We start from the raw sequence: 19,048 nt of genomic DNA on the forward strand, positions 1-19,048 counted from the left end.
GCGATGAGCAACGGCAAAGGTTACATCTACGCAGAACTCAAGGTGACGAATCCAGAAGTATTTTATGGGGAATATATGGAAAAGGTCACACCTGTGCTCCAGAAGTGGGGTGCCACATTCGCGATCGCCGGTGGTGAACCAAGGGTGCTTGAAGGGGATAGGGTAGTCGAGCGTGTGGTGCTCGTGGAGTTCGAGAGCCCTGAGAAGGCAAACGAGTTCTATTACTCGGAAGATTATCAAGCGGTGATCGACTATCGATTCCGCTCTGCCGATACGCATCTATACATGCTCAATGGGTATAGCGCTTCGTAATGGTCAAGTGGGTGCGTTGGCCCCTTTTCCGAGGAGGATCATCATGTCTGCTCTAACTCAACGGCACACGCTGACCAGCTGGTCAGCTGTGTCAGCGGCCAAAGGGGATGATTGGTTTTGCTACGTAGCGTGCATCAAGCCGACCTATGACCATTTAATTCGGCTGGCAGGTCAGATCAGCGGCATGCTGATCTTGTCTGACGGTGAAACGCGCCTGGAAGTTCTCATGAACATGCCGCGCTCGTTGAGCGAACAGGCAGAGGAAGTCAAGGCAACGCTCATGCGGATAAAACCACCCAAACTTGGTGTCGATCACCTTCGGCACATGGTGTCGAGTGCGGTGAAATTGAACGGGCTCGCGCGCACGTTGGAAGCTCAGGTATCCGTAGGCGCTGAACCCGCTGTGACCTGTCACTGGCACAGAGAGCTCTCCGAAATCCTCAGCCTCTTGAAATGCGCTTCTGACCCATGGTCGGGTCTGCAGCCGGTTCAATTCGAGGGATGCTGTGCCTGCTGTGCTCACTGACAAGGATATAACAATGACAAAAAATGCCTATTCGATCCGCGTGCTGGAGTATGCCTTCGCGTTGAACTGCCCAGAAAGCGCCGTGATTTATGGCGCTCACAACGAGGGCATCCGTAAGCTTCCCTATGCCTATGTACTGATCCAGGGGCAGGGCCATAACATCATGGTTGATGTGGGTTACAACCACGCTGAGTATGGCGGCTTTCTGGCTGATAAATTTGGAGTCATCAATTGGCAGCCACCTCATGCGGTATTGGCCGAGTGTGACCTGACGCCTGAAGACATTGACGTCGTGATCCTCACGCACGCTCATTTTGATCACATGGGCAACATCCAAGCTTTCCCTAATGCGAAGTTCTATATACAAGAACGGGAGATTTCGAACTGGATATCGGCCATGGCACAACCTGCGCACATGCAGTGGGCGATGCTGGGCACCGATCCGTCGGATGTGCTGCGCGTGGCCGACCTGGCTAGACAGGGGCGATTGGTGTGTCTCAAAGGAGAGGTTGAAGACCTTCTGCCGGGTATTGACGTTCATACAGCCTTCAATACGCATACGGATGGCTGCATGTGGGTCAAAGTCCGTAATGACCTTGCGCGTGACAGCCAGAACGTTTGGGTTCTCGCAGGAGACCTGGTGTACTCCTACAAAAACCTTCTTGATGATCCAAAGATAGTAGGCGGGGAAGTGGAAGGCGACTTGAGGCTTAGGCCAGTAGGGCTTGCGATGGGGAGTATGGTCAACCTGATCCACAGCTCTGATGAGATGCTCAAGCATGTGGGATACCAGATCAAGCGCTTGATCCCAGTGCACGAACAATTACTGCCTCAAGTGTTCCCAAGTCGAATCACAGAAGCTGGGCTTCAGCTTATTGAAGTTAGCCTAGCGGATGATGATTTCTCCAGAGTCTGCTGAGCAACGAAAAAACCATCGTTGTCCCTGAGGACAACGATGGCTATGCCAATCAGCAGCGTAGAAGGAGGGACTACTTTGCTGACGCAATCAAAAGTGAGTCAGGCAAAAAATCAACCGACGGAAACTACGATTTTGCCGATCTGAGCGTTGGATTCCATGTGGCGATGAGCATCAGAAATCTGCGAGAACGGGAAGACCTTGTCGATGACAGGCTTCAGTTTGCCTTCAGCCAGACCTTGGTTAACGAACGCTTTAGCGCGAGCCAATTTTTCAGCGTCAGTAGTAATCTCGAACAGCTCATAACCACGAATGGTCAAATGCTTGCCCAAAATCTCGAACACCGGTACTGGAATGTCGCGGTGATCCAGTGCTCCGTATTGGAAGAAGAAGCCTTGGGGTGCGAGCGACTGGATAAGCTTGGTAGCCTCTGGCCCACCCACCGGATCGAAGGCGATTTGAGCGCCCTTGCCTTCGGTGATTCGTGCGATCTCGGCAACAACGTCCTGCTCTTGGGTGGCAATCACGTGCTTGGCGCCGGCATCGAGAAGTGCTTGACGCTTCGCGTTGGTACGGGTGAGGGCGATTGGAGTCGCGCCGAGCATATTGGCAATTTGAATCGCTGCAAGACCGACACTGCTTGATGCAGCAGGAACCAACACGGTATCACCGGCTTGCAAGTTGCCGTATTCGACCAGAGCGCCATAAGCGGTGACGAACATCATCCAACTGGCAGCGGCTTCTTCAAACGACAGGTTGGTGGGGTGTTTCACCACCGCGTGGACTGGAGCATTTACAACTTCGCCGTACATACCGTAATCGGCGAACGAGAACGCGGGGACTACGCTCACGATATCGCCTACAGCGAAATCGGTCACGCCATCGCCCACCGCCCGGATAATGCCAGCGGCTTCGTAGCCAAGCTGTGCTGGATAGACAGGGTCAATCACGTATTGACCGGTGCGGTACATGATTTCAGCACGGTTCAGGCCCAGAGCTTTAACTTCGATCTGGACTTCGCCCGTAGCAGGCGGGTTTACGACGACTTCATCAATCTGCAGAACGTCTGCGTCGCCGGTACGATGGAAGCGGACAGCTTTAGTCATGGTAGCCTCGTTAAGGTTGAGGTGAATTAGTTAACTCGACTGGGAAATCCTAACAAATGGTTCGCTGTGGATAGATAGTCGAAAGGGTCATAGATTGGTATTGCATTGGCAACAATTAGATAAGCTCCCAGCTTGGACAGTTCGAGCAAGGGTTTTTGAATCCCTGCGCGGTATGCAGCTATCTTCACTGACGAAGTAGCGAGGGCGCCCCGGAGGATGCGCCCCCTATGGCCTTCAGCCCTTCCTGTATTAGCTGGGTTGGGGCGCCGATCATGTTTCAACTAAACAAAACCGAGCCCTTACAGGGCTCGGTGCTTGAATCACTTTTCAGAATTGATTGGGTTACGGTATTCCGCAGGGATCCAGCTGTAGCCTTCGGCTTCCTTGCGTACGTGACCCAGGCCAGGGAACGGGAGGTGGGCAGCTGCTACAAGCCACCGTCCGTCAACGGCTTTTGCTAACAATCGCTGACGCGAGGCGATGGCAGCTTTCGGATCCACATCAACTGCAATAGTGACCTCGGGATGAGCAAGTTGAACCGAGTGGACGTGCACGATATCACCCCAAACCAACATCTTTTTCCCCGCTGAGCTCACCAGATAAGAGGTATGACCCGGAGTATGGCCATGAGATGATAGGGCCTCTACGCCGGGCACGATAGAAGCACCGTCTTCAAAAGTCTTGAAGCGCCCGGTTGCCAAATATGGCGCCATAGCATCCCGGGCCATTTTGAAGAAAGGGCGTTGGTCGACGGGCAAGCTTTTTTCTTGATTCACATCGAGCCAGTAATCGGCATCACCTTTGGCTGCCCATACCGTCGCATTCGGGAAGGCAGCTTTGCCGTCGGGAAGAGTCACACCGCAGGCGTGATCAGGATGCATGTGAGTGAGCAGCACTGCATTGACTTCTTCCGGAGCGAATCCCGCCGCGCGAATATTATCTACCATGCGGCCCATAGTCGGGCCGAAGCAATCTGAAGAACCTGAATCGATGAGAACGAGTTGATCGCCGATCTTTACCAAGAAGGCATTTACCGCGGTCTGCACCATTGGGGAAGCTTTTTGATATTCATCAAAGATACGCTTATGAATATCCGCTTGGGACATGCCTGAAAGATGCTGAGGGTTTAGATCTATGTATCCATCATATACAGCTGTAACAACAGCATCCCCTACTGCTTGGCGATAATACCCGGCTGCTTGTTCGTAGATGTTTTGTGGTGCAGCGTAAGCGATTGTAGCGGTTAAGCCCATAGAGCCGATCAAACCAATCATGGCTAATGACTTAAAAGAGTTTTTCAAAAGATTCATTACTAAGCTCCAATGTTGGGCGTTTTGCCTGGAGCGATATTAGGCGTAAGAAATTATTTGATCTATCTCCGCTTTTGAAACAGATTAGGCGCGTGATTGTTACCAATATGTTTGTAAGATTTTGTGCATTTTCCCCTTAGACCAATAGTCATATAGTTTTCGAAATGTGCCCTCACATTGCAAAACCCCGGTCTAGAGCAGGGCAAAAGAACAGATAGCCTGCCATCTTCCTTAGCCCCAACCACGCCACGAAGCCGAAGCACAGGGAGCGTTTGGTTACCGCGCGTTAAAAGCTCGGAGCTGCTCATCGATCTCGAATAATGCTCCTCCACCCCAGGGCTGAATGGATGAGAGAAATTATCGTGGGGTACCTTACTATTTGGTTGGCGGGGGTCGAAAGCTTTTTTCAGGCAGGAGATGTGTTGAAGCGCATTCAAGCTTAACAACATGGAGTCGTGAGGCGCCTGCACGGAGCGCGGAGCCGTCGGTTGCTTGCAGACCCTCATGCGACCGAGGAGGAGGGTCACCCAGGTTTGGTAGTCCACGGCCCTTGGTGCTAAGTCAGCGTTGTAGTTGTTCATTCGGGTCTACCCCGATTCTCGAATACGCCGTTGAAGCATCAAGGGAGTGCGCTCCTTGATTAGCCCGGCGCCGGTCAACATTGCCGGTAGGATTGAGGAGGCGGGTATTGCATAAGTCTGGGCAGGGGGCGAAGGTGGCGTAGGTCGAGAAGGTTTAATTGAAGACAAATGAAATCAATTTTTTTGGTGAGGGCACACTCTATTCTCCACGACCAAATCGCTCCATGATTTGTTACGTTTATGACCGTCGGAGAAGAGGGTATGAGGCATTGGCTCTGGCAGGGGAAGTGGCGATGTCCTCCCCAAGAATCTAGTGCACATGCTTTGACTGATGTGGTACGACATGAGGCTCATATTGACTGGTTGATTTAGTGGGCAGCATTAGCCCAGCTAGCAATCGATCTGCCGTGAGCGCCTAACTAAATCCTGCGAGCAGGCAAACGCCTGCATCTTTATATTCCTCTGGGCATGTTCACACCTTGAGTGAGCAGCCTCCACCTAACAGAAAGGAGGGTGCGATGATCGACCATCTAGACCATCTCGTACTGACAACTATCGACGTTGAGGCATGCAAGGATTTCTACACGCGAATTATGGGTATGCGTGTGGAGACCTTCGGCGAGGGGCGGATCGCTTTCCACTTCGGCGAACAAAAAATAAACGTTCATGTTCGAGGTCATGAGATTGAGCCGAAAGCACACCTTCCTGTTTCTGGGTCATTGGATCTCTGTTTCATCGCCAGCGAGCCTCTGGAGGAAGTGATCGCACATTTCGGCAAACAAGGTTGGCCGATCAAAGATGGGCCTGTACCGCGCACCGGGGCCACCGGGCCCATACGTTCGATTTACGTTCGTGACCCCGATCTAAATCTGATCGAGATCTCTGAAAACCTTGTTCAGGAAGAATGACGGAGACGCATTATGGCATCTGTAATGGCTTGAGCATTCTTGTCCAGCGTCTCCATTGCCCCGATTGCGTTAGCGGCCAGATTCTCCGCTCCGTTATCAAGCAGCCACTTTGTCACCTCTTCAATGGCTGCGCATATTGCGTGTTGGTTGTGTAGCAGCAGCGTGAGGGCGTCTGCTGTGGCTACGTTCGCTATAGAGCTATCCGGCATCGGTATCTTCCTTGATGATCTGGTGCGTAAATCGTAGCTGATCTAGCGCCTGCTCGATCTCTGCCTGAATCTATCCGCAAGGGGATGGCCCATCGGTTCTGGCACGACCTATGGTCTCAACCGCAGTGAGTACGTCGAAAATGCTTGCTCGCTATTGGCTCTGGTCTTCAGCGCTCCTTCAGTTGCTTCTCAAGCGTTTGATGTCCCCATACAGACAGCAGCGCAATAGGATCTGTGCCGAACCTGTCTCCTGAATCGAACGACCAACGCCGGCCATCTGGGCTTATGCACCCTTCACAGTAGTCGAGCTCATCACAATCGTTGAAGACCGTAATGCTCCACCCTTCGATCTTTACCATGAACATTCCGGCATAGAGCTCATCCCAAGTCTGAGCGCTTAGCATAATCATCACTCGTCGCCCGAAGACTGCATCGCGCAGTACCTGGCAAACATCCCTTGCTGTGAGTACAGGCATAGATTCGTCAGTGCAGTAGTTTGAAACCATAAAAGAAACCAGCGGGTTTTGGTCGTTTCTTCAAAGGTACACTGGGAGCCATGACGCAGGTAGCCGGCACCGTTACCCTTCCTCAAAGCAGTGCTTGTACCGGCTGGTGTGATTTAAAGAAGTGGGGTATGTATCTCTGATCTCACAATGGCAGGAGGCCGACATGAGGTTGCAGAGCGATATCGATGCGCTAGCGGCGATCGAAGAAGACGCAAAAGCAATGCTAAAACGGATAGGGCTGCCCGACGATGCACACAAGCTTGAGGTAGTCATTGTCCTTCGACAGATCGTCGACCTGGCCACTTACATGGAGTCGGCTGATCGATTCATTGAGACGCCGATCATTGCTGGATGAGGTATCGCGGCAAACCACAGACGGTTAGCAACGATTCGTTTACGGCTGTTCCGTCTGTAGGTTCATATTTGGGACGGCATCCTAGGGCACAAGGCCGGGCTAATCGGAGCGCCACCATTTCCTTTAAGATCGACGCTTCATATCACATCGTCTATCCGTCGGAAGTAGGTAACCAGCTGTGTAGTCGCAACGGATTAGCTACGATCATTTGTTCTTCAAACGTTGGAAAGTGATCCCTATGGAAGGCTCAGCTAACGCTCAGAACTCAGCGGGTGATATGTCGGACGAAGTGGTGACGAGAGACTCGCTTTTCGATCTGGCTTGGTCGACTCCAATGACCAAAATTAGCTCGCGATTCGGAGTCTCCTCCAGCTATCTCACGAAGGTCTTCGTCAGCCTGAATATTCCCAGGCCGCCTGTTGGCTACTGGGCGCAAGTCGCGGTAGGAAAAGCTAAGGCTCGCCCAGTCTTGCCTGATGCTCAACCTGGCGAACCCACGGTGTGGAACCGAAATGAAGCACCGCTTCAGGTTCAGCGACCGTCAGCGATCAAACAAAAGAGGGTGAATCGTACGGCGCCGCGAAATGCAGACGCGCAACCCCGAAGGCACCCACTTTTACTAAGCATTGAAGACCACTTCAAAAAAGTGCGGGAAAGCGAGAACGGCTACGATAGGCCTACCAAACGTGCGATGGCGGATTTGATAGTGAGCCGCAGTGGGCTCGCTCATGCAGTCAACTTCGCAAACCAGTTGTTTCTAGCGTTTATGAAAAAAGGCCTCACCGTTACCTTCACCGATCCTGCCGAGCGCATGAGCCGCGAACCAGTTGATCATAGGGACAACCCTTCATCGAGATATGTCTATCCCTCGCTTTGGCAGCCTCAACGTCCAACTGTGGTTCATGTTGGAAGCGTCGTTTTTGGTTTGTCCATTTACGAAATCAGCGAATACGTTGAAGTCAAAAGCGTAGACAAAAGATTAGTCCGGCTGGATTCACGTCCAGAGAGAAAACGCGTTGCCCCGTATCGAAACGAATGGGTAATGCGTGCCGACATGCCCAGCGGTCGACTGTGCCTTCAGGTTTATTCTCCCTACTACCGGGCGGAGTGGGTTCAGCGCTGGAAGGAAGACAAGCCTGGCGATCTGATCAATAAAATCCCGAGCATCGTGAAGCTTCTGATCGCTGAAGCTCCAGGGCTTGCCGAGAAAGTGAAGCTCGAACGGGAGAAAGCCGAACTCGAACGGCAAAAGCACCAACTGCAAATGGCGGAATGGAAAAGAAAGGAGGAGGAGAGACAGCACCTCAAGGTTATACAGGACAGCCGTGAGCAGCTCGAAGCCGCAATCCAGACGTGGGCAAAGGTGAATAGTGTTCGCGCATTCTTCGCCGATATCGAAAAATCAGCGCAGTGCCTCGATGATGTGGCGAGAGAGGCTGTCATGGAGCGGCTGGCCAACGCGAAGGAATTGATCGGCGACCTTGATGCGTTAAAACACTTCGCTGACTGGAAACCACCACTGCTTCAGGGCGGCGATTAGAACGCCCAGCCATCACAATGAGTGAGTGCGCGTGTTGTTAAAATCCGAGTGCTGAAGAATGCAATTGGGCTCAAATCGTGACGCTTGGATGTGCTACCAGCGCTTTTCCTGGCAAAGTCATTCAGTTCCCAAGGCTTTTCTAGCGGGAATGTTTAGGTGTGGCGCCTCCCCAGCTTCTGACATCCCAACGCATTCAGCATGTCGGTGTCCGATTAATGCGCCCGAGCCTTGGTAAGCGGAGCGCGCAGGCGTGCGGGATGGACGCCCGCGCGCTCGGCGCGCCGCATCCGACTCTAGACCGGGTTTTCAATCGCATGCAGTACGAGCTCAGCAGATCGATTGAAATCGTCGAAAATCCAGCGACCTGAGACCCTTGGAGCCGATGCACCACTCAGCACTGGCACCGTTCTCCATCCAGGCTAGCGGCTATCCTCCCTGAAGGTCTGCGTACGCAGCCACGCTTCCACTTTTTGCCATCGGCCAACCCTGGGAAGCTGTGACGTCGCTGTATCTAGAGTCTCAAGCAGTCGCAGTCTTTCGGCTTGTGAGTGATACCAATTATTAAGCACGACGCTGCAATAAATGGACTCGCTAAGCGCACATCTCACGACCATATCCGCAGCAGCCATGTAGTGATCCGCCATGAAAAGGCCCCGTTCTTCAACAGACCAGCCGCGCTCCGCTAGCTCATCGGTCACGTCGATAATGCCAAGTTCACTAAAGTAGGCGGTGGGGTCAGGATAATGGATACCTGCCAACGACACACTTGGCCACGCCGGATTCCCTATCAAAATATGGAAGGAAATGCCATCCATCCGTTGTACTCTCAACGTGCGGAAAATTGATAGCGGCTTTGCCAGTTATGTAATGCTCAAGCGAAACGCGTTTGAGATCAAAATCGAAGAGCGGCTGACTCATGGGAGCTTTTTAAGCCGGGCTAAACCCCGCTTGATGTGCCAGCATTCTCACCAATCGCCCACAGCGCGCCGCGAACGTTGTCCCCAACTTCAGCGTTCCCTTGGGCTTCGACATGGAGCGTTAACTCCATCAGCGCCGCCTCTAGGGCGAGCTGATTCTGATACATCCTTTCTAGCACGTCAGACAACGAGTATTCGCCTGCCATTTGCTTCTCCCATCCGTGGAATCATTTGAGTTCAATGAGCGCCGTCCAGCGCTCCCGAACTCTCGTTTGTGTGGGCCTACGACGCCACGAAGTGAAACAGTTTAAATCAGAAGTCGTATTTCACCCCCAGCATCCCTTCATAGCTGTGGTTGTCGCCATCGAAGGACTTCTGGTAGCCCGCCGACACGAAGAAGGTCACCTTCTTGTCGGCTTGGTAATCGACGCCCAGATTGGCTTCCCACCAACTCCCACCGATGTCGGATTCGAACGGCAGCGCCATTCGCTGATGAGAACTCGGTTTTGGGATGGGTGGCGTCATCAAGCGCAGCGGCTAGAGTTTCCAAGGCATCAGCGAGGCGGGCGTCCTAGTGCGCGTCCTCGCTACTTGGAACAAAATGCTGGCAGTGCCGTAGCAATGCGTCGCGGTCGTTATGGTTCAGATCCAGTTGAATGTGCATTGAAGGTTCCGAAACCGCTCCTTGGCCTGGTGTTCTGGCACGCTTTAACGGAATATTGCGCGCAGTGAGTAGGCCGTGAGGGCAGGGTATTGAGGGTTGAACAGGAGGCGCAGGTTTGGCTATGCGCTATTCGGCATTATCGCGCGTGTCTTACGTCGATAGTGAGTGATGCAGTGACAAACTACCGCCGAAAGCCCGGCTTGGATAGCTTGACCCGCGTCTACAAACAGGATGTCGGAGCGGAGGCATTTTCTGTGCTTGAGACCGTCCTTCCGAGCACTAATGTGCCGCGCACGGATAGCAGTTACATCCATGTCCGGCAGCAGCTACGGTCTCAGGTTATCTATCACGTACTCAAGCGCCTTGTGGATGATGATCTCGCGCCAGCTGAGTTTCGGGACGCTCTTCTTTCGATTGATCTCGGACTTTGACACCAGAGCAGTCCCAGAATCACCTACTCCGCGAAGCACAGCTCGGCTTGCGAGGAAGGGCAAGCAACCTCCCGCCGGCGGGGAGAAGTGACCCGTATCGCACGGATATCTGGGAGTGATGAGATCCCAAAGCCTTGAAGCGCCCCATTGGCTTCCAAATCTGCGACGTCAGCTTTGAGTCGCTGTACGAGCGCATCAACAGATTGGCCGCTCTCCACGCTAAGCGTCAGAGTGAACAGTGTGAGGGGGCTCAACCCCATCGCATCACTGATGGCTATCAGCTTGTCGACGGTAGGGCTTGAAAGCCCATGTTCCAGCTTCAGCATGTAGCCACGGCTGCTAGCACCCGACATGTTCTTATGGGTGAGCCCGCGGCTAGTCCGGATAGCTTTCAGTACAGTGGCGAATCCTGTTTTGAGCGACATTGATGCTCCTGGCCAAGGAGAGGTGGAAGGGCCCACGCACATCTTTTGCAGCGGAAAGACCCTACATAGAGCGTTAGAGAGTACCACAGGCACTGAGCTCGCCTACTAACCTTAGGGATCATTCTGGATACAGCAGATGCTCATCCCTGACATCTCGATACCCCCCTTTGCAGGGGATGCGCTCGCATCCAGCGTCCTACAAAGTCAGTGCTTTTCACTAAATCTGTCCATGGTCTTGGAGGTTTTCGCTGTATTTTATTTATTTACCTGCATGCCCCCTTGAAATTTTTTTCGCGAGACGGAGTTCTATATTTGAGGACAAGAAAAAAGCGAGTGGCTTGCAGCGGCAGGTGACCTGCAAGGTTCACACCCGGTTTTGCCGGTTCGGTTTTTGCTGCTGACGGTTTCCAGATTTGGCCTCGTTGCCAGGCTCGCGTCTGGATCGCCTCGCAGGGGCTGAGGGGGAATCGCCTTCTTCGCAGCCTTTGGCTGCGCTTACGCTTTGGATACAAACAAAGACGCCAAATTTTTAAAAAAATGAGGTTCAGCAGGCTTCGCGGCCTACTTGATGATGGCGATCTTCGTGGAGATGGCTAGCGCAAGGGGGAAAGGCCTGTCTGCCCATGGTCTGGAGCAACTGGACGCCATTGCCTATGAACTGATTATCTGGCTACGCGAGCGCTTAGATCCTAAATACCCAATAAAAATGATGATGGAGCAGCATCAGCAAACCTCCAATAGCCCCGTGTTGCACTCATTCTCTGAAACCGACCTCCTTGCGCTCAGGAGACCTCCCGTATCTGCAGAACAAGCATTCTGCAGTGGAGCCCGCCATTATCCGATCGTTCAATGGTTGCGGCTTTATAGCCCTGGGATAATCGCGAAGCACAACCAATTCGTTTTCCTCTCTGGGGAGCGTGTCGTTGACAGCCGATAGCCGACAGTCCCATTTTGACTCGAGGAAACTTGGGTGACCCTTAGCGTTTATCTTTCAATATGGCAGGGCATGCGTACATATGGATATTGGCTTCGTAGATTTAGACATCCTTGTCACAAAAATTCGAAATCCCGCTTCCAAGCGTTACTTTCTCGATGCAGTCAAAGCCTACAAAGCCGGGGCTCTACGGGGATCACTCACTTCACTTTGGGTTGCATTAGCCTACGATTTGATCGCCAAATATCGTGAGATCAGCGCTCAAGGGGATGCAGCTGCTGCTCAATTCATCAGGCAATGGGACGCGGCGACGGCAGCTGACAATATTCCTAAATTGTTGACCTTGGAAGGTGAAATTCTTGACCATGCTACGGACACGACGCAGGTTCTTGACCCGATCGCCAAGCGTCATTTGCACCGTTTGCGACTAGATAGGCACTTGTGCGCACACCCTGCATTCTCTGCCGAAGCTGAGCTCTTCGAACCGTCACCGGAGCTGGTTAGGCTTCACATTGTCAATGTCATCGATTGCGTGCTGTCGCGTGAGCCGCGCCAAGGAAAAGCGATCTATGACATTTACAGCCTGGATGTCCAGTCAGCTGGGTTTCCGACATCCCCTGATCAGATCCATGAATATGTAGATCAACGATATTTGAAACGCATAAAGACGCAGAATGTGCAAAATTTCGGCACAGTTTTGGGCAAATCATTGTTGAAAGGAACTCCTCCAGAATGGGAGACGCACCAGCAAAAAATTGCCCATACCTTGGTGGCTTTGCGCAATAGGGCCCCTGACGCTTGGCCAGACATCTGCACGGCGATCCTGAGGCTCATTGACAACGCTGAGCCTGCATCACGCCCTCGGGCAATCTCCCTGCTGGCGTTGTTCCCCGCGTTTTGGTCACATCTGGAACCTGCAACCCAAACCGCTCTCGTTGAAACTGCCGCGAATTTTGACACTGCGAATGCGCCTGATTATAGGACTCTCGCTGGCGTTTCAGTACCTGCCTTGCGAGAAGGGCTGCTGAGCGTGATCCGAGAGATGAGTGAAGCTCATCTTGAGCAGGCGATCAGCGCATCGCCGATTCCAGAACTGTGGGATCGGGCTGTCTCGAGCTACGGCGATTCAGGAAGTTTCAGAGGGTCAGAGATCCGTTTCCGCAGTCTGCTTGCACCATTCTCCGGAAGACTGGCCAGCCCACAGCTTGACCTTCTCCTGGCGACACTCATGGGCAACAGCCAATGCTGGAATGCTGCCGCCACTGAGGGCCTTGTGTTGGGGCTTCTTCGAGACGCGGAGCCCCATGATTTGCCAAGTAATCAAGCAAAGGACAGTTTTTTCCAGGAAACTGTTCGCAAAAATGCATATTCCCAATTTACGAATGTTTTCAGCTTCTTCATCAGCCGCGGCTGGACTCAGCCGCAACCAGAGGTCGATGAAGAACTTGAGTAGTTGTCGGTAAGCAGACTGAGCGTTCCGCCATCCCGGCCGGATTGTTTAGCAGTCGCTTGAGCGGCTGATCGGTTTGGAAGAGCGGGGGACTGCGAACGCAAATCCTATGGCCTAATAGGAATTGCAAAACGGAGAATATCGTTCGGTACTACATGGAGGAGGCAGGCCTTACCACCTCCAATACTGACTACAATGGCATCGTGCCCCCGTCACGCCCTGGGCCGACGTCACTTGCCCGTTGACACTTTATTCGACTAAGGTCTTAGCTAACGGCTCTAGCTCAGGCCTTGGCGCTCGGCGTTAAGCGCGTTAATCTCGAGTTTTTGCGTTGAGACTGCCGATGCGAACGAAGCGAAGGATCACTCGAGCATACTGTGTGGAGCTGGGCAAAGAATTAACTATTGGCGGTGCACATCAGGCCTATTTCAACCAAAACCAGCCACGTAGTCGTTTTTTGTTCCAGTGCTCATCACCGGAATGCAGGGCACTCAAAGTGGTGCCTAAAATCACAGCCGTCAATTACTACATCCACCCGACCGACAAAGCGCGCGTTCAATCTCCGCATTACAAAGACAACGAGCATTATGTCCATCATGCGGACTGCGAGTGGATGCTGCCAGATGAGGACGAAGGTAGCGATGCGCCGTTGCCCGGAGAGACGGAGTTACAGACCCGCACACGCTTGGCAAAACGCCAACTCACTTCGGTAATCGATATCTTTGTTCCCCCGACACAGCCAGAACGACCCGTAGTACGTCCACCTCGAGCAGCACCAGGCGACGAGGACGAGGCAGGAGCTATTCGTCGACGGGGCGGTGGAGGCGCAGAAGGCACCCGATCCGATCGGAAGCACCGAAGCGGTGACTTGCGTGAGCTAGTGGATTACTACCACGACACACGCGAAGCCTTGAAAGACCTCTTTCCCGAGGTAACGATCAACGTGACAGGGCGTGGTGAGATACCGTTGCGTTCGTACTTCAAGAAGGTGGCTTGGGCCAGGCCTGACACTGCAGGATACGTCTACAACGGCGGTGGGCGGATTGAGCCGCGGGAAGGGGCCGGCTTCGTATTCAACTTCTATGACAAGGTTGTGGACAAAGATGCATCTCTCCAGGTCTCTGATGAGGTCATGACTCAGCACCGATCGAGGCGCTATGTGAATGAACTTCTCGATCAGGCACGGCTGGTAAGGTACTTCACGTTCTATTTCCTGGGCACCTTCACCTATCACGAGGCCAGCGACACCATGGTTGCACAGGTTACTGACCTTCGCTGCCTGGCGATTGACTTGGGGCCGTTGAGGAGCTGAGCTTCCGTAGAGATGGCAGCTCCTAACCATTGGCAAGGGCGGCACCCGACGGGTAAATGCTTAAATCAGCGAGAGGCCTTCGCCTACTTCAATCCAATTCGCAGGAGCCTCACCGAACGCTGCGCGTTTCTGAAAGACTTACAGCGCCAGCTGACGATGCCCGTCATGCCGGACTCGGCGGAAAGCGGGTAACGGCTTACCGACACTCTGTATGCACACATCGTCCAAGCTCCCAAGATTCTCGATCCGGCAGCACCGGCTAGGCCGGCCCAAATAACGTTCTTCTCAGCCTGATTAATCCTCTCGCGGCTTGGTCATGCATGCGGATCGTGCAGAGGTAAGCTAGCGCCTAGCTCTTACCTGGTTGAAAAAGGGTTCGCAGGCGAAGATGGCCGTGAGCTATCATCTCCGCCCTCGTATCAGGCTCACCGGAAGTTCACCTTCCCGCTCAGAACCAAGATCGATCATTCAGTCTTCGGCAGATGAATGCCTGGTAGCCGCCAGCCTGCTTGGAGACAAGGATGTTCATTCGCTTGCGCGCCATTTATCACCGGGCAGTACATGCCTATACCGTCTGGAACAACGAGACTCGCCGCCAGCTGGCCGCCCTGAAGCGATACCCATGCGCGGTCGTCGCTGCTTACAAGGCCGCATATGCGTTCTTGGCCACGCCTACTCATGAAAATATGTTCCAGCCGCTAACCCCTGTGCTCATTGAGCCTGAGAAGATACAGCGGTATGAGCGTGAGTTATTGAACGGTCTGAGGAATGATCAAGTCAGGAACATCGCTATTACGGGGGAGTACGGGGCAGGGAAGAGCAGCGTGCTTCGCACCTTCGTCCACCGCCACCCAGAGTTTGTCTACGCGTTTGTTTCGTTGGCTACCTTCGGCAAGGATAACGAAATCTCCGGGGCGACTGAGCTTGTTAGCGATACCGACGTGGCCTCGGATTCTTCGCGGCCCTCCGAATCCTCCACCAAGGCAGGGCAGGAATCTAAATCCGAGGCAAACAAAGCTGAATCCGATCTGGTTGCTCGGATCGAGGAGACGATCGTCCAGCAGCTCCTGTACGCCGTCCCAGCAAAGACGCTTCCCAAGACCCGCCTTAAGAGAATCGATCAGGCTTCCGGCCCGAAGATATGGTGGAAAACGCTCTGCTATGGCGCCCTCATTTTGGCAGCACTCAGACTTTACGTTCCTGTGGCAGAAAAGCTGCCAAAGATCGAACCGACTTGGCTCATGGAATGGCTGCTGTTGATCCCGAGCCCGCTAGCCGTCGGGATCGCCGCGTTAGGGTGCATACACCTGCTACACACGTGTCTGAGGCTGGGTTCGCTGTTTAGTATCGATGGGTTGACTCTCAAAGGCGGCAAACTGGAGACCACCCACCATGGCTCCGTCCTGCATAAAAATATCGATGAGATCATTTACTGCTTTGAGCGCAGCAGCATTGACGTGGTGATCATTGAGGATCTCGACCGGTTCGGCATCCATGACGTGTTCACCCGATTGCGAGAAATCAATTTCATCATCAAGCAATCACCTCAGGTGAGAAGACCTGTCTATTTCGTCTATGCGCTACGCGATGAAATGTTCGTCGTTGGCGAAAAGACGAAATTTTTTGACCTCATCGTTCCAGTGATCCCAGTGATCAATTCGGAAAACTCCCAAGAAAAGATGATGGAGTTGCTGAACCATCGAACCTTCAAATCGAAACCCTTGGGCGAACATCTCGAGCGTCGATTGGTTGAGACAGTCTGCTACTACATCGACGACCTTCGGCTGGTTAAAAATATCGTCAATGAATTCGATATGTTCTCCGATATCCTTGCCAGCAGCCTACGCCTTGAGCCAAACAAGCTGTTTGCGATTGTCGCCATTCGCAATCTGCATCCCGGCGCGTACGCCGACCTGGTCAAACGGCGGGGGGCGATCTATGGGGTCATCAAGGGCCTCGATGCCTGGAAAACCCTGCAGAACAGCGCCAATGCCAAGCGACTTGACGACTTGCGGCGTGAGCGAGATGAGCGGGTCTTCGAACTGGCAAACAATGTCAGTGAATTGAGGGCCTACGTTTGGTTCACGCTTCTGCGATTGACCAAATTCGACATCGCAACCCATGTCTTAATCAATGGTACCCGGTACACGGCACAGCAGTTCGTGACCGACGAGGTGTTCGACCTATTAATGAATCATGCCGGGGCCGTCTCAATGATCATCGTCGATCAATATGGGGGGAGAAACTCATCTCAAGATGTCTCGAAGGCAGAGCTGCTCAACGCAACATCCTATGAGCGACGCCATGCCTTACTTGGGCGGCGACTTAGCACAATTGCGGACGAAATCGCAGCGGTGCAGAGGCAATCGGATCTGGTCATCCGGATGTCCTTCAATACCGCCGTCAAAAAAGGCTATGGGGAGGTCGTAAGAAACAAACTTCCGGGCTTGAACGTCGTGAGCTATCTGATGCTGCAGGGTTTCCTCGACGCCGACTACACGGACTACCTCGGTTATTTCTATCAAGGTTCGCTGACACCTGGCGACAAAGACCTGATCCTTTCGCTGAGACGTGGCGTGCTGCCTGAGGTATCCACGCCTGTCGACAGTCCGAATACCGTGCTGGAGAAGCTTAAGAGCGACGAACTCGACGAGGGCAGGGGGATCATCGTCGATTTGATCGCCTGTCTCAGCGTCCGACCAACCTCGTTCGCAACTAACTCAGCAGATGCCCAGCTAAGCCACATACTTAAGAGCGGCCTCAACGAACACCCCGAACGGATGGCCGTCGCTGTACGCGAACTTTTGAACCGAACAGAAGCGGCTGAATTTATTCGCGCCGTGTACCGCCTCGAACCCAAACTGTTTCAGAGCCTTTTCGACGCTAGGGACACGGGGGACGCTGGCGGCGTGTTTGAAGGAAGCGAGGCCCGTCAGTCCCTCGTCAAAGTAATCGCCGGCAACCTGCCAGAATCCGACTTCAAGACCCTGGCCGATGACGCTTCAACGGATCTGATTCCTACGATCGATTGGCTGGAAGATGCCTCACGACTGATGCCAGGATTAGAGAGCAATGTGGGAGCTTGGGCGTGGCTGAGGGCTTACCCAGTCCAGTTTGCCTCACTGGGCCATATGATGAGTCTCGCAGACCTCGAGAGGCTGATCGACTGGCGCTGCATCAAGATCAATCTGCCAATGCTATCGCTGATATGCGCGAAGTCAGAAGCTGGACGGGATTCTAAAGAGGCCAAATCTGATCCTGCAGATGTGGGCATCGTGTCTCTGCGTAGACTGCAGGCTTTGGGCATCAATGGGCTCGGTGATTATCTGCTATCTCACGCCGATGAGCTCGCCAAAGCGCTTCTGGATCAGTCTGCTGTCCTGGATGAATCAAGCGAATCATTGGCGAGCTTACTGGCAGAGCTGGATTCGAATGATGACCTGGCAGACAGACTCTTTGATCATACGACATGCGACCTACAGGCACTCACTGATGCCCCGAAGCACCTGTGGGGAAAGGCACTTGAGTCTGATCGTCTGGCTGCCAAAGCAGAGGCTGTATGGATTTATTACGACAAAATCATTGCACGAGACGGCCACGATTCGGGTGATGAAAGTGGAGCGGAATCCGCAACGCTATTCACGGGCTTCATCGCGCGGAACGCATCGTCTCTCAAGAGCAAGCTGTGGCAGTCAACAAGCGCAGATTGGACGCTGCAGCAGTATCTTCTGAACTCCATCAACATCAGTAATGACGTGCTCAAGGTATTGCTCGATGGAGTCGTGCTCCAAGATCTATCAATGATCAAAGCGGTCTTACCTGCGGGGCGCTGGGTCATGCTGGTGACCTCATCATTCCTTCCATACAGCTCTGAGGTCAGGGACATCGTATTGAGTACTTGCCCACACCTCGAAGGCCACTACCTGGCTGAGCGGTGGGATCTAGCGAAGGCAGAGATCGATATCGGCTCGCTCCAACTCGACTCGATGCTCACGCTGAGCAGAAGCAAAGCGTTACCACTCACACAGAAAATTCAGATGTGGTCAGGGCTTAGCTTGGAGACGATTGAAAGCAAACCCGAAGCGGTTCCTGAGCTCGGCCGTGTATCTACGCTAGCCAACCAAGCTGGCGAAAAGTTTGCTGATTCGCTGACGCCTGTGCTGCGACATCTGGTTCGCAACGCAAGCCTCACCCCGGAGCATCGCTCTGAAATGCTGACACAGTGTCTTCCAGGGATGAAGTGGCCGGACGTTTCAGCAGCTCTGGCGTTGCTCGACGATGAGGACTTTAAAACCGTGAGTTCGAAGGTCAAGAAGATCAAGATAAGAAACACTGAGTCAAACCAGAGGTTGGTTGGCGCGATGAAATCTGAGGGGTACCTGGCAACGGTGACACCAGAGGACGACGTCATCATCGCAACTACCAGGCCTTCATCCATGACATCTGAGAACGGATGGCTCTAGCCTGACCGTTGAAGGTAGCAGCTTAGCGACCACCATACAGCGTCGCCTGGGTTCACGATTTCTAAGCCGCTCGTCCAGGCGTTCATTGAAATGTCTGGAGAGTGAGCGAGGATCGTTTGCGAGGCTTATGCCTTTAGACCCTGAGTTCCAGCTACGGTCGTGTGGGGCTAACGAAGCAGAAGC

16 protein-coding genes and 2 pseudogenes are annotated in these 19,048 nt (G+C 53.2%); 10 read left to right on the plus strand and 8 right to left on the minus strand.

Annotated elements, in window-relative coordinates; all coding sequences use genetic code 11:
- The first annotated feature begins 3 nt into the window (after positions 1–3).
- The 3 genes from HU724_RS14050 to HU724_RS14060 are packed head-to-tail and all read left to right on the plus strand — an operon-like array spanning position 4 to position 1,757.
- Entirely contained in the window at positions 4–312 is a 309-nt protein-coding gene (locus tag HU724_RS14050) for a DUF1330 domain-containing protein (RefSeq protein WP_186566880.1), read from the plus strand.
- Positions 313–355: 43 nt separating this feature from the next.
- Complete coding sequence (locus HU724_RS14055; protein ID WP_186566878.1) at positions 356–838, plus strand: hypothetical protein; 483 nt, start codon at positions 356–358, stop codon at positions 836–838.
- Between the two features lie 13 nt (positions 839–851).
- Positions 852–1,757, plus strand: coding sequence for an N-acyl homoserine lactonase family protein (locus tag HU724_RS14060; RefSeq protein ID WP_186566876.1), 906 nt, complete (start codon positions 852–854; stop codon positions 1,755–1,757).
- A 110-nt stretch (positions 1,758–1,867) separates the two neighbouring features.
- Here HU724_RS14060 and HU724_RS14065 read toward each other — a convergent pair whose 3' ends face one another.
- Both HU724_RS14065 and HU724_RS14070 read right to left on the minus strand, forming a co-directional pair.
- The gene (locus tag HU724_RS14065) at positions 1,868–2,860 is read right to left on the minus strand and encodes a zinc-dependent alcohol dehydrogenase family protein (protein ID WP_186566874.1); all 993 of its coding nucleotides are present in this window, start codon (positions 2,858–2,860) and stop codon (positions 1,868–1,870) included.
- A gap of 320 nt (positions 2,861–3,180) precedes the next feature.
- On the minus strand, positions 3,181–4,170 hold the full coding sequence (locus tag HU724_RS14070) for an MBL fold metallo-hydrolase (protein ID WP_186566872.1): 990 nt from the start codon (positions 4,168–4,170) through the stop codon (positions 3,181–3,183).
- A 1,099-nt stretch (positions 4,171–5,269) separates the two neighbouring features.
- Between HU724_RS14070 and HU724_RS14075 the strand changes: the two genes are divergently transcribed.
- Positions 5,270–5,659, plus strand: a complete 390-nt coding sequence (locus tag HU724_RS14075) for a VOC family protein (protein ID WP_186566870.1) — start codon at positions 5,270–5,272, stop codon at positions 5,657–5,659.
- Here the strand turns inward: HU724_RS14075 and HU724_RS27570 are convergent.
- Together HU724_RS27570 and HU724_RS27960 are read right to left on the minus strand one after the other, a co-directional pair.
- Positions 5,647–5,868, minus strand: coding sequence for a hypothetical protein (locus tag HU724_RS27570; RefSeq protein ID WP_225927614.1), 222 nt, complete (start codon positions 5,866–5,868; stop codon positions 5,647–5,649). The genes HU724_RS14075 and HU724_RS27570 overlap by 13 nt on opposite strands.
- 167 nt (positions 5,869–6,035) lie before the next feature.
- Positions 6,036–6,374: a DUF7693 family protein gene (locus HU724_RS27960; RefSeq protein ID WP_186566868.1), complete on the minus strand. Its 339-nt coding sequence runs from the start codon at positions 6,372–6,374 to the stop codon at positions 6,036–6,038.
- A 163-nt stretch (positions 6,375–6,537) separates the two neighbouring features.
- Between HU724_RS27960 and HU724_RS14085 the strand changes: the two genes are divergently transcribed.
- The gene (locus tag HU724_RS14085; protein ID WP_186566866.1) at positions 6,538–6,729 is read left to right on the plus strand and encodes a hypothetical protein; all 192 of its coding nucleotides are present in this window, start codon (positions 6,538–6,540) and stop codon (positions 6,727–6,729) included.
- A gap of 238 nt (positions 6,730–6,967) precedes the next feature.
- Positions 6,968–8,269: a beclin/Apg6 coiled-coil domain-containing protein gene (locus tag HU724_RS14090; RefSeq protein ID WP_186566864.1), complete on the plus strand. Its 1,302-nt coding sequence runs from the start codon at positions 6,968–6,970 to the stop codon at positions 8,267–8,269.
- A gap of 419 nt (positions 8,270–8,688) precedes the next feature.
- Here the strand turns inward: HU724_RS14090 and HU724_RS14095 are convergent.
- From HU724_RS14095 to HU724_RS14110, 4 genes and pseudogenes are all read right to left on the minus strand, one after another.
- Positions 8,689–9,187 (minus strand): annotated as a pseudogene (locus HU724_RS14095) (hypothetical protein).
- A pseudogene (locus HU724_RS14100) lies at positions 9,184–9,392 on the minus strand (hypothetical protein). The pseudogenes HU724_RS14095 and HU724_RS14100 overlap by 4 nt, the downstream one beginning before the upstream one ends.
- Positions 9,393–9,498: 106 nt before the next feature.
- On the minus strand, positions 9,499–9,711 hold the full coding sequence (locus HU724_RS14105) for an autotransporter outer membrane beta-barrel domain-containing protein (protein ID WP_186566862.1): 213 nt from the start codon (positions 9,709–9,711) through the stop codon (positions 9,499–9,501).
- A 593-nt stretch (positions 9,712–10,304) separates the two neighbouring features.
- Positions 10,305–10,706, minus strand: a complete 402-nt coding sequence (locus tag HU724_RS14110) for a helix-turn-helix domain-containing protein (RefSeq protein ID WP_186566860.1) — start codon at positions 10,704–10,706, stop codon at positions 10,305–10,307.
- 568 nt (positions 10,707–11,274) lie between these two features.
- Between HU724_RS14110 and HU724_RS14115 the strand changes: the two genes are divergently transcribed.
- The 4 genes from HU724_RS14115 (at position 11,275) to HU724_RS14130 (ending at position 18,865) form a co-directional block, all read left to right on the plus strand.
- On the plus strand, positions 11,275–11,643 hold the full coding sequence (locus HU724_RS14115) for a hypothetical protein (protein WP_186566858.1): 369 nt from the start codon (positions 11,275–11,277) through the stop codon (positions 11,641–11,643).
- Positions 11,644–11,722: 79 nt separating this feature from the next.
- Positions 11,723–13,093 (plus strand): hypothetical protein, encoded by a 1,371-nt coding sequence (locus HU724_RS14120; RefSeq protein ID WP_186566856.1) that lies wholly within the window; start codon positions 11,723–11,725, stop codon positions 13,091–13,093.
- Between the two features lie 376 nt (positions 13,094–13,469).
- Positions 13,470–14,402, plus strand: coding sequence for a hypothetical protein (locus HU724_RS14125; RefSeq protein WP_186566854.1), 933 nt, complete (start codon positions 13,470–13,472; stop codon positions 14,400–14,402).
- Between the two features lie 521 nt (positions 14,403–14,923).
- Entirely contained in the window at positions 14,924–18,865 is a 3,942-nt protein-coding gene (locus HU724_RS14130) for a YobI family P-loop NTPase (protein ID WP_186566852.1), read from the plus strand.
- The last annotated feature ends 183 nt before the right edge of the window (positions 18,866–19,048 follow it).

Source organism: Pseudomonas iranensis (assembly GCF_014268585.2).
Taxonomy (GTDB): domain Bacteria; phylum Pseudomonadota; class Gammaproteobacteria; order Pseudomonadales; family Pseudomonadaceae; genus Aquipseudomonas; species Aquipseudomonas iranensis.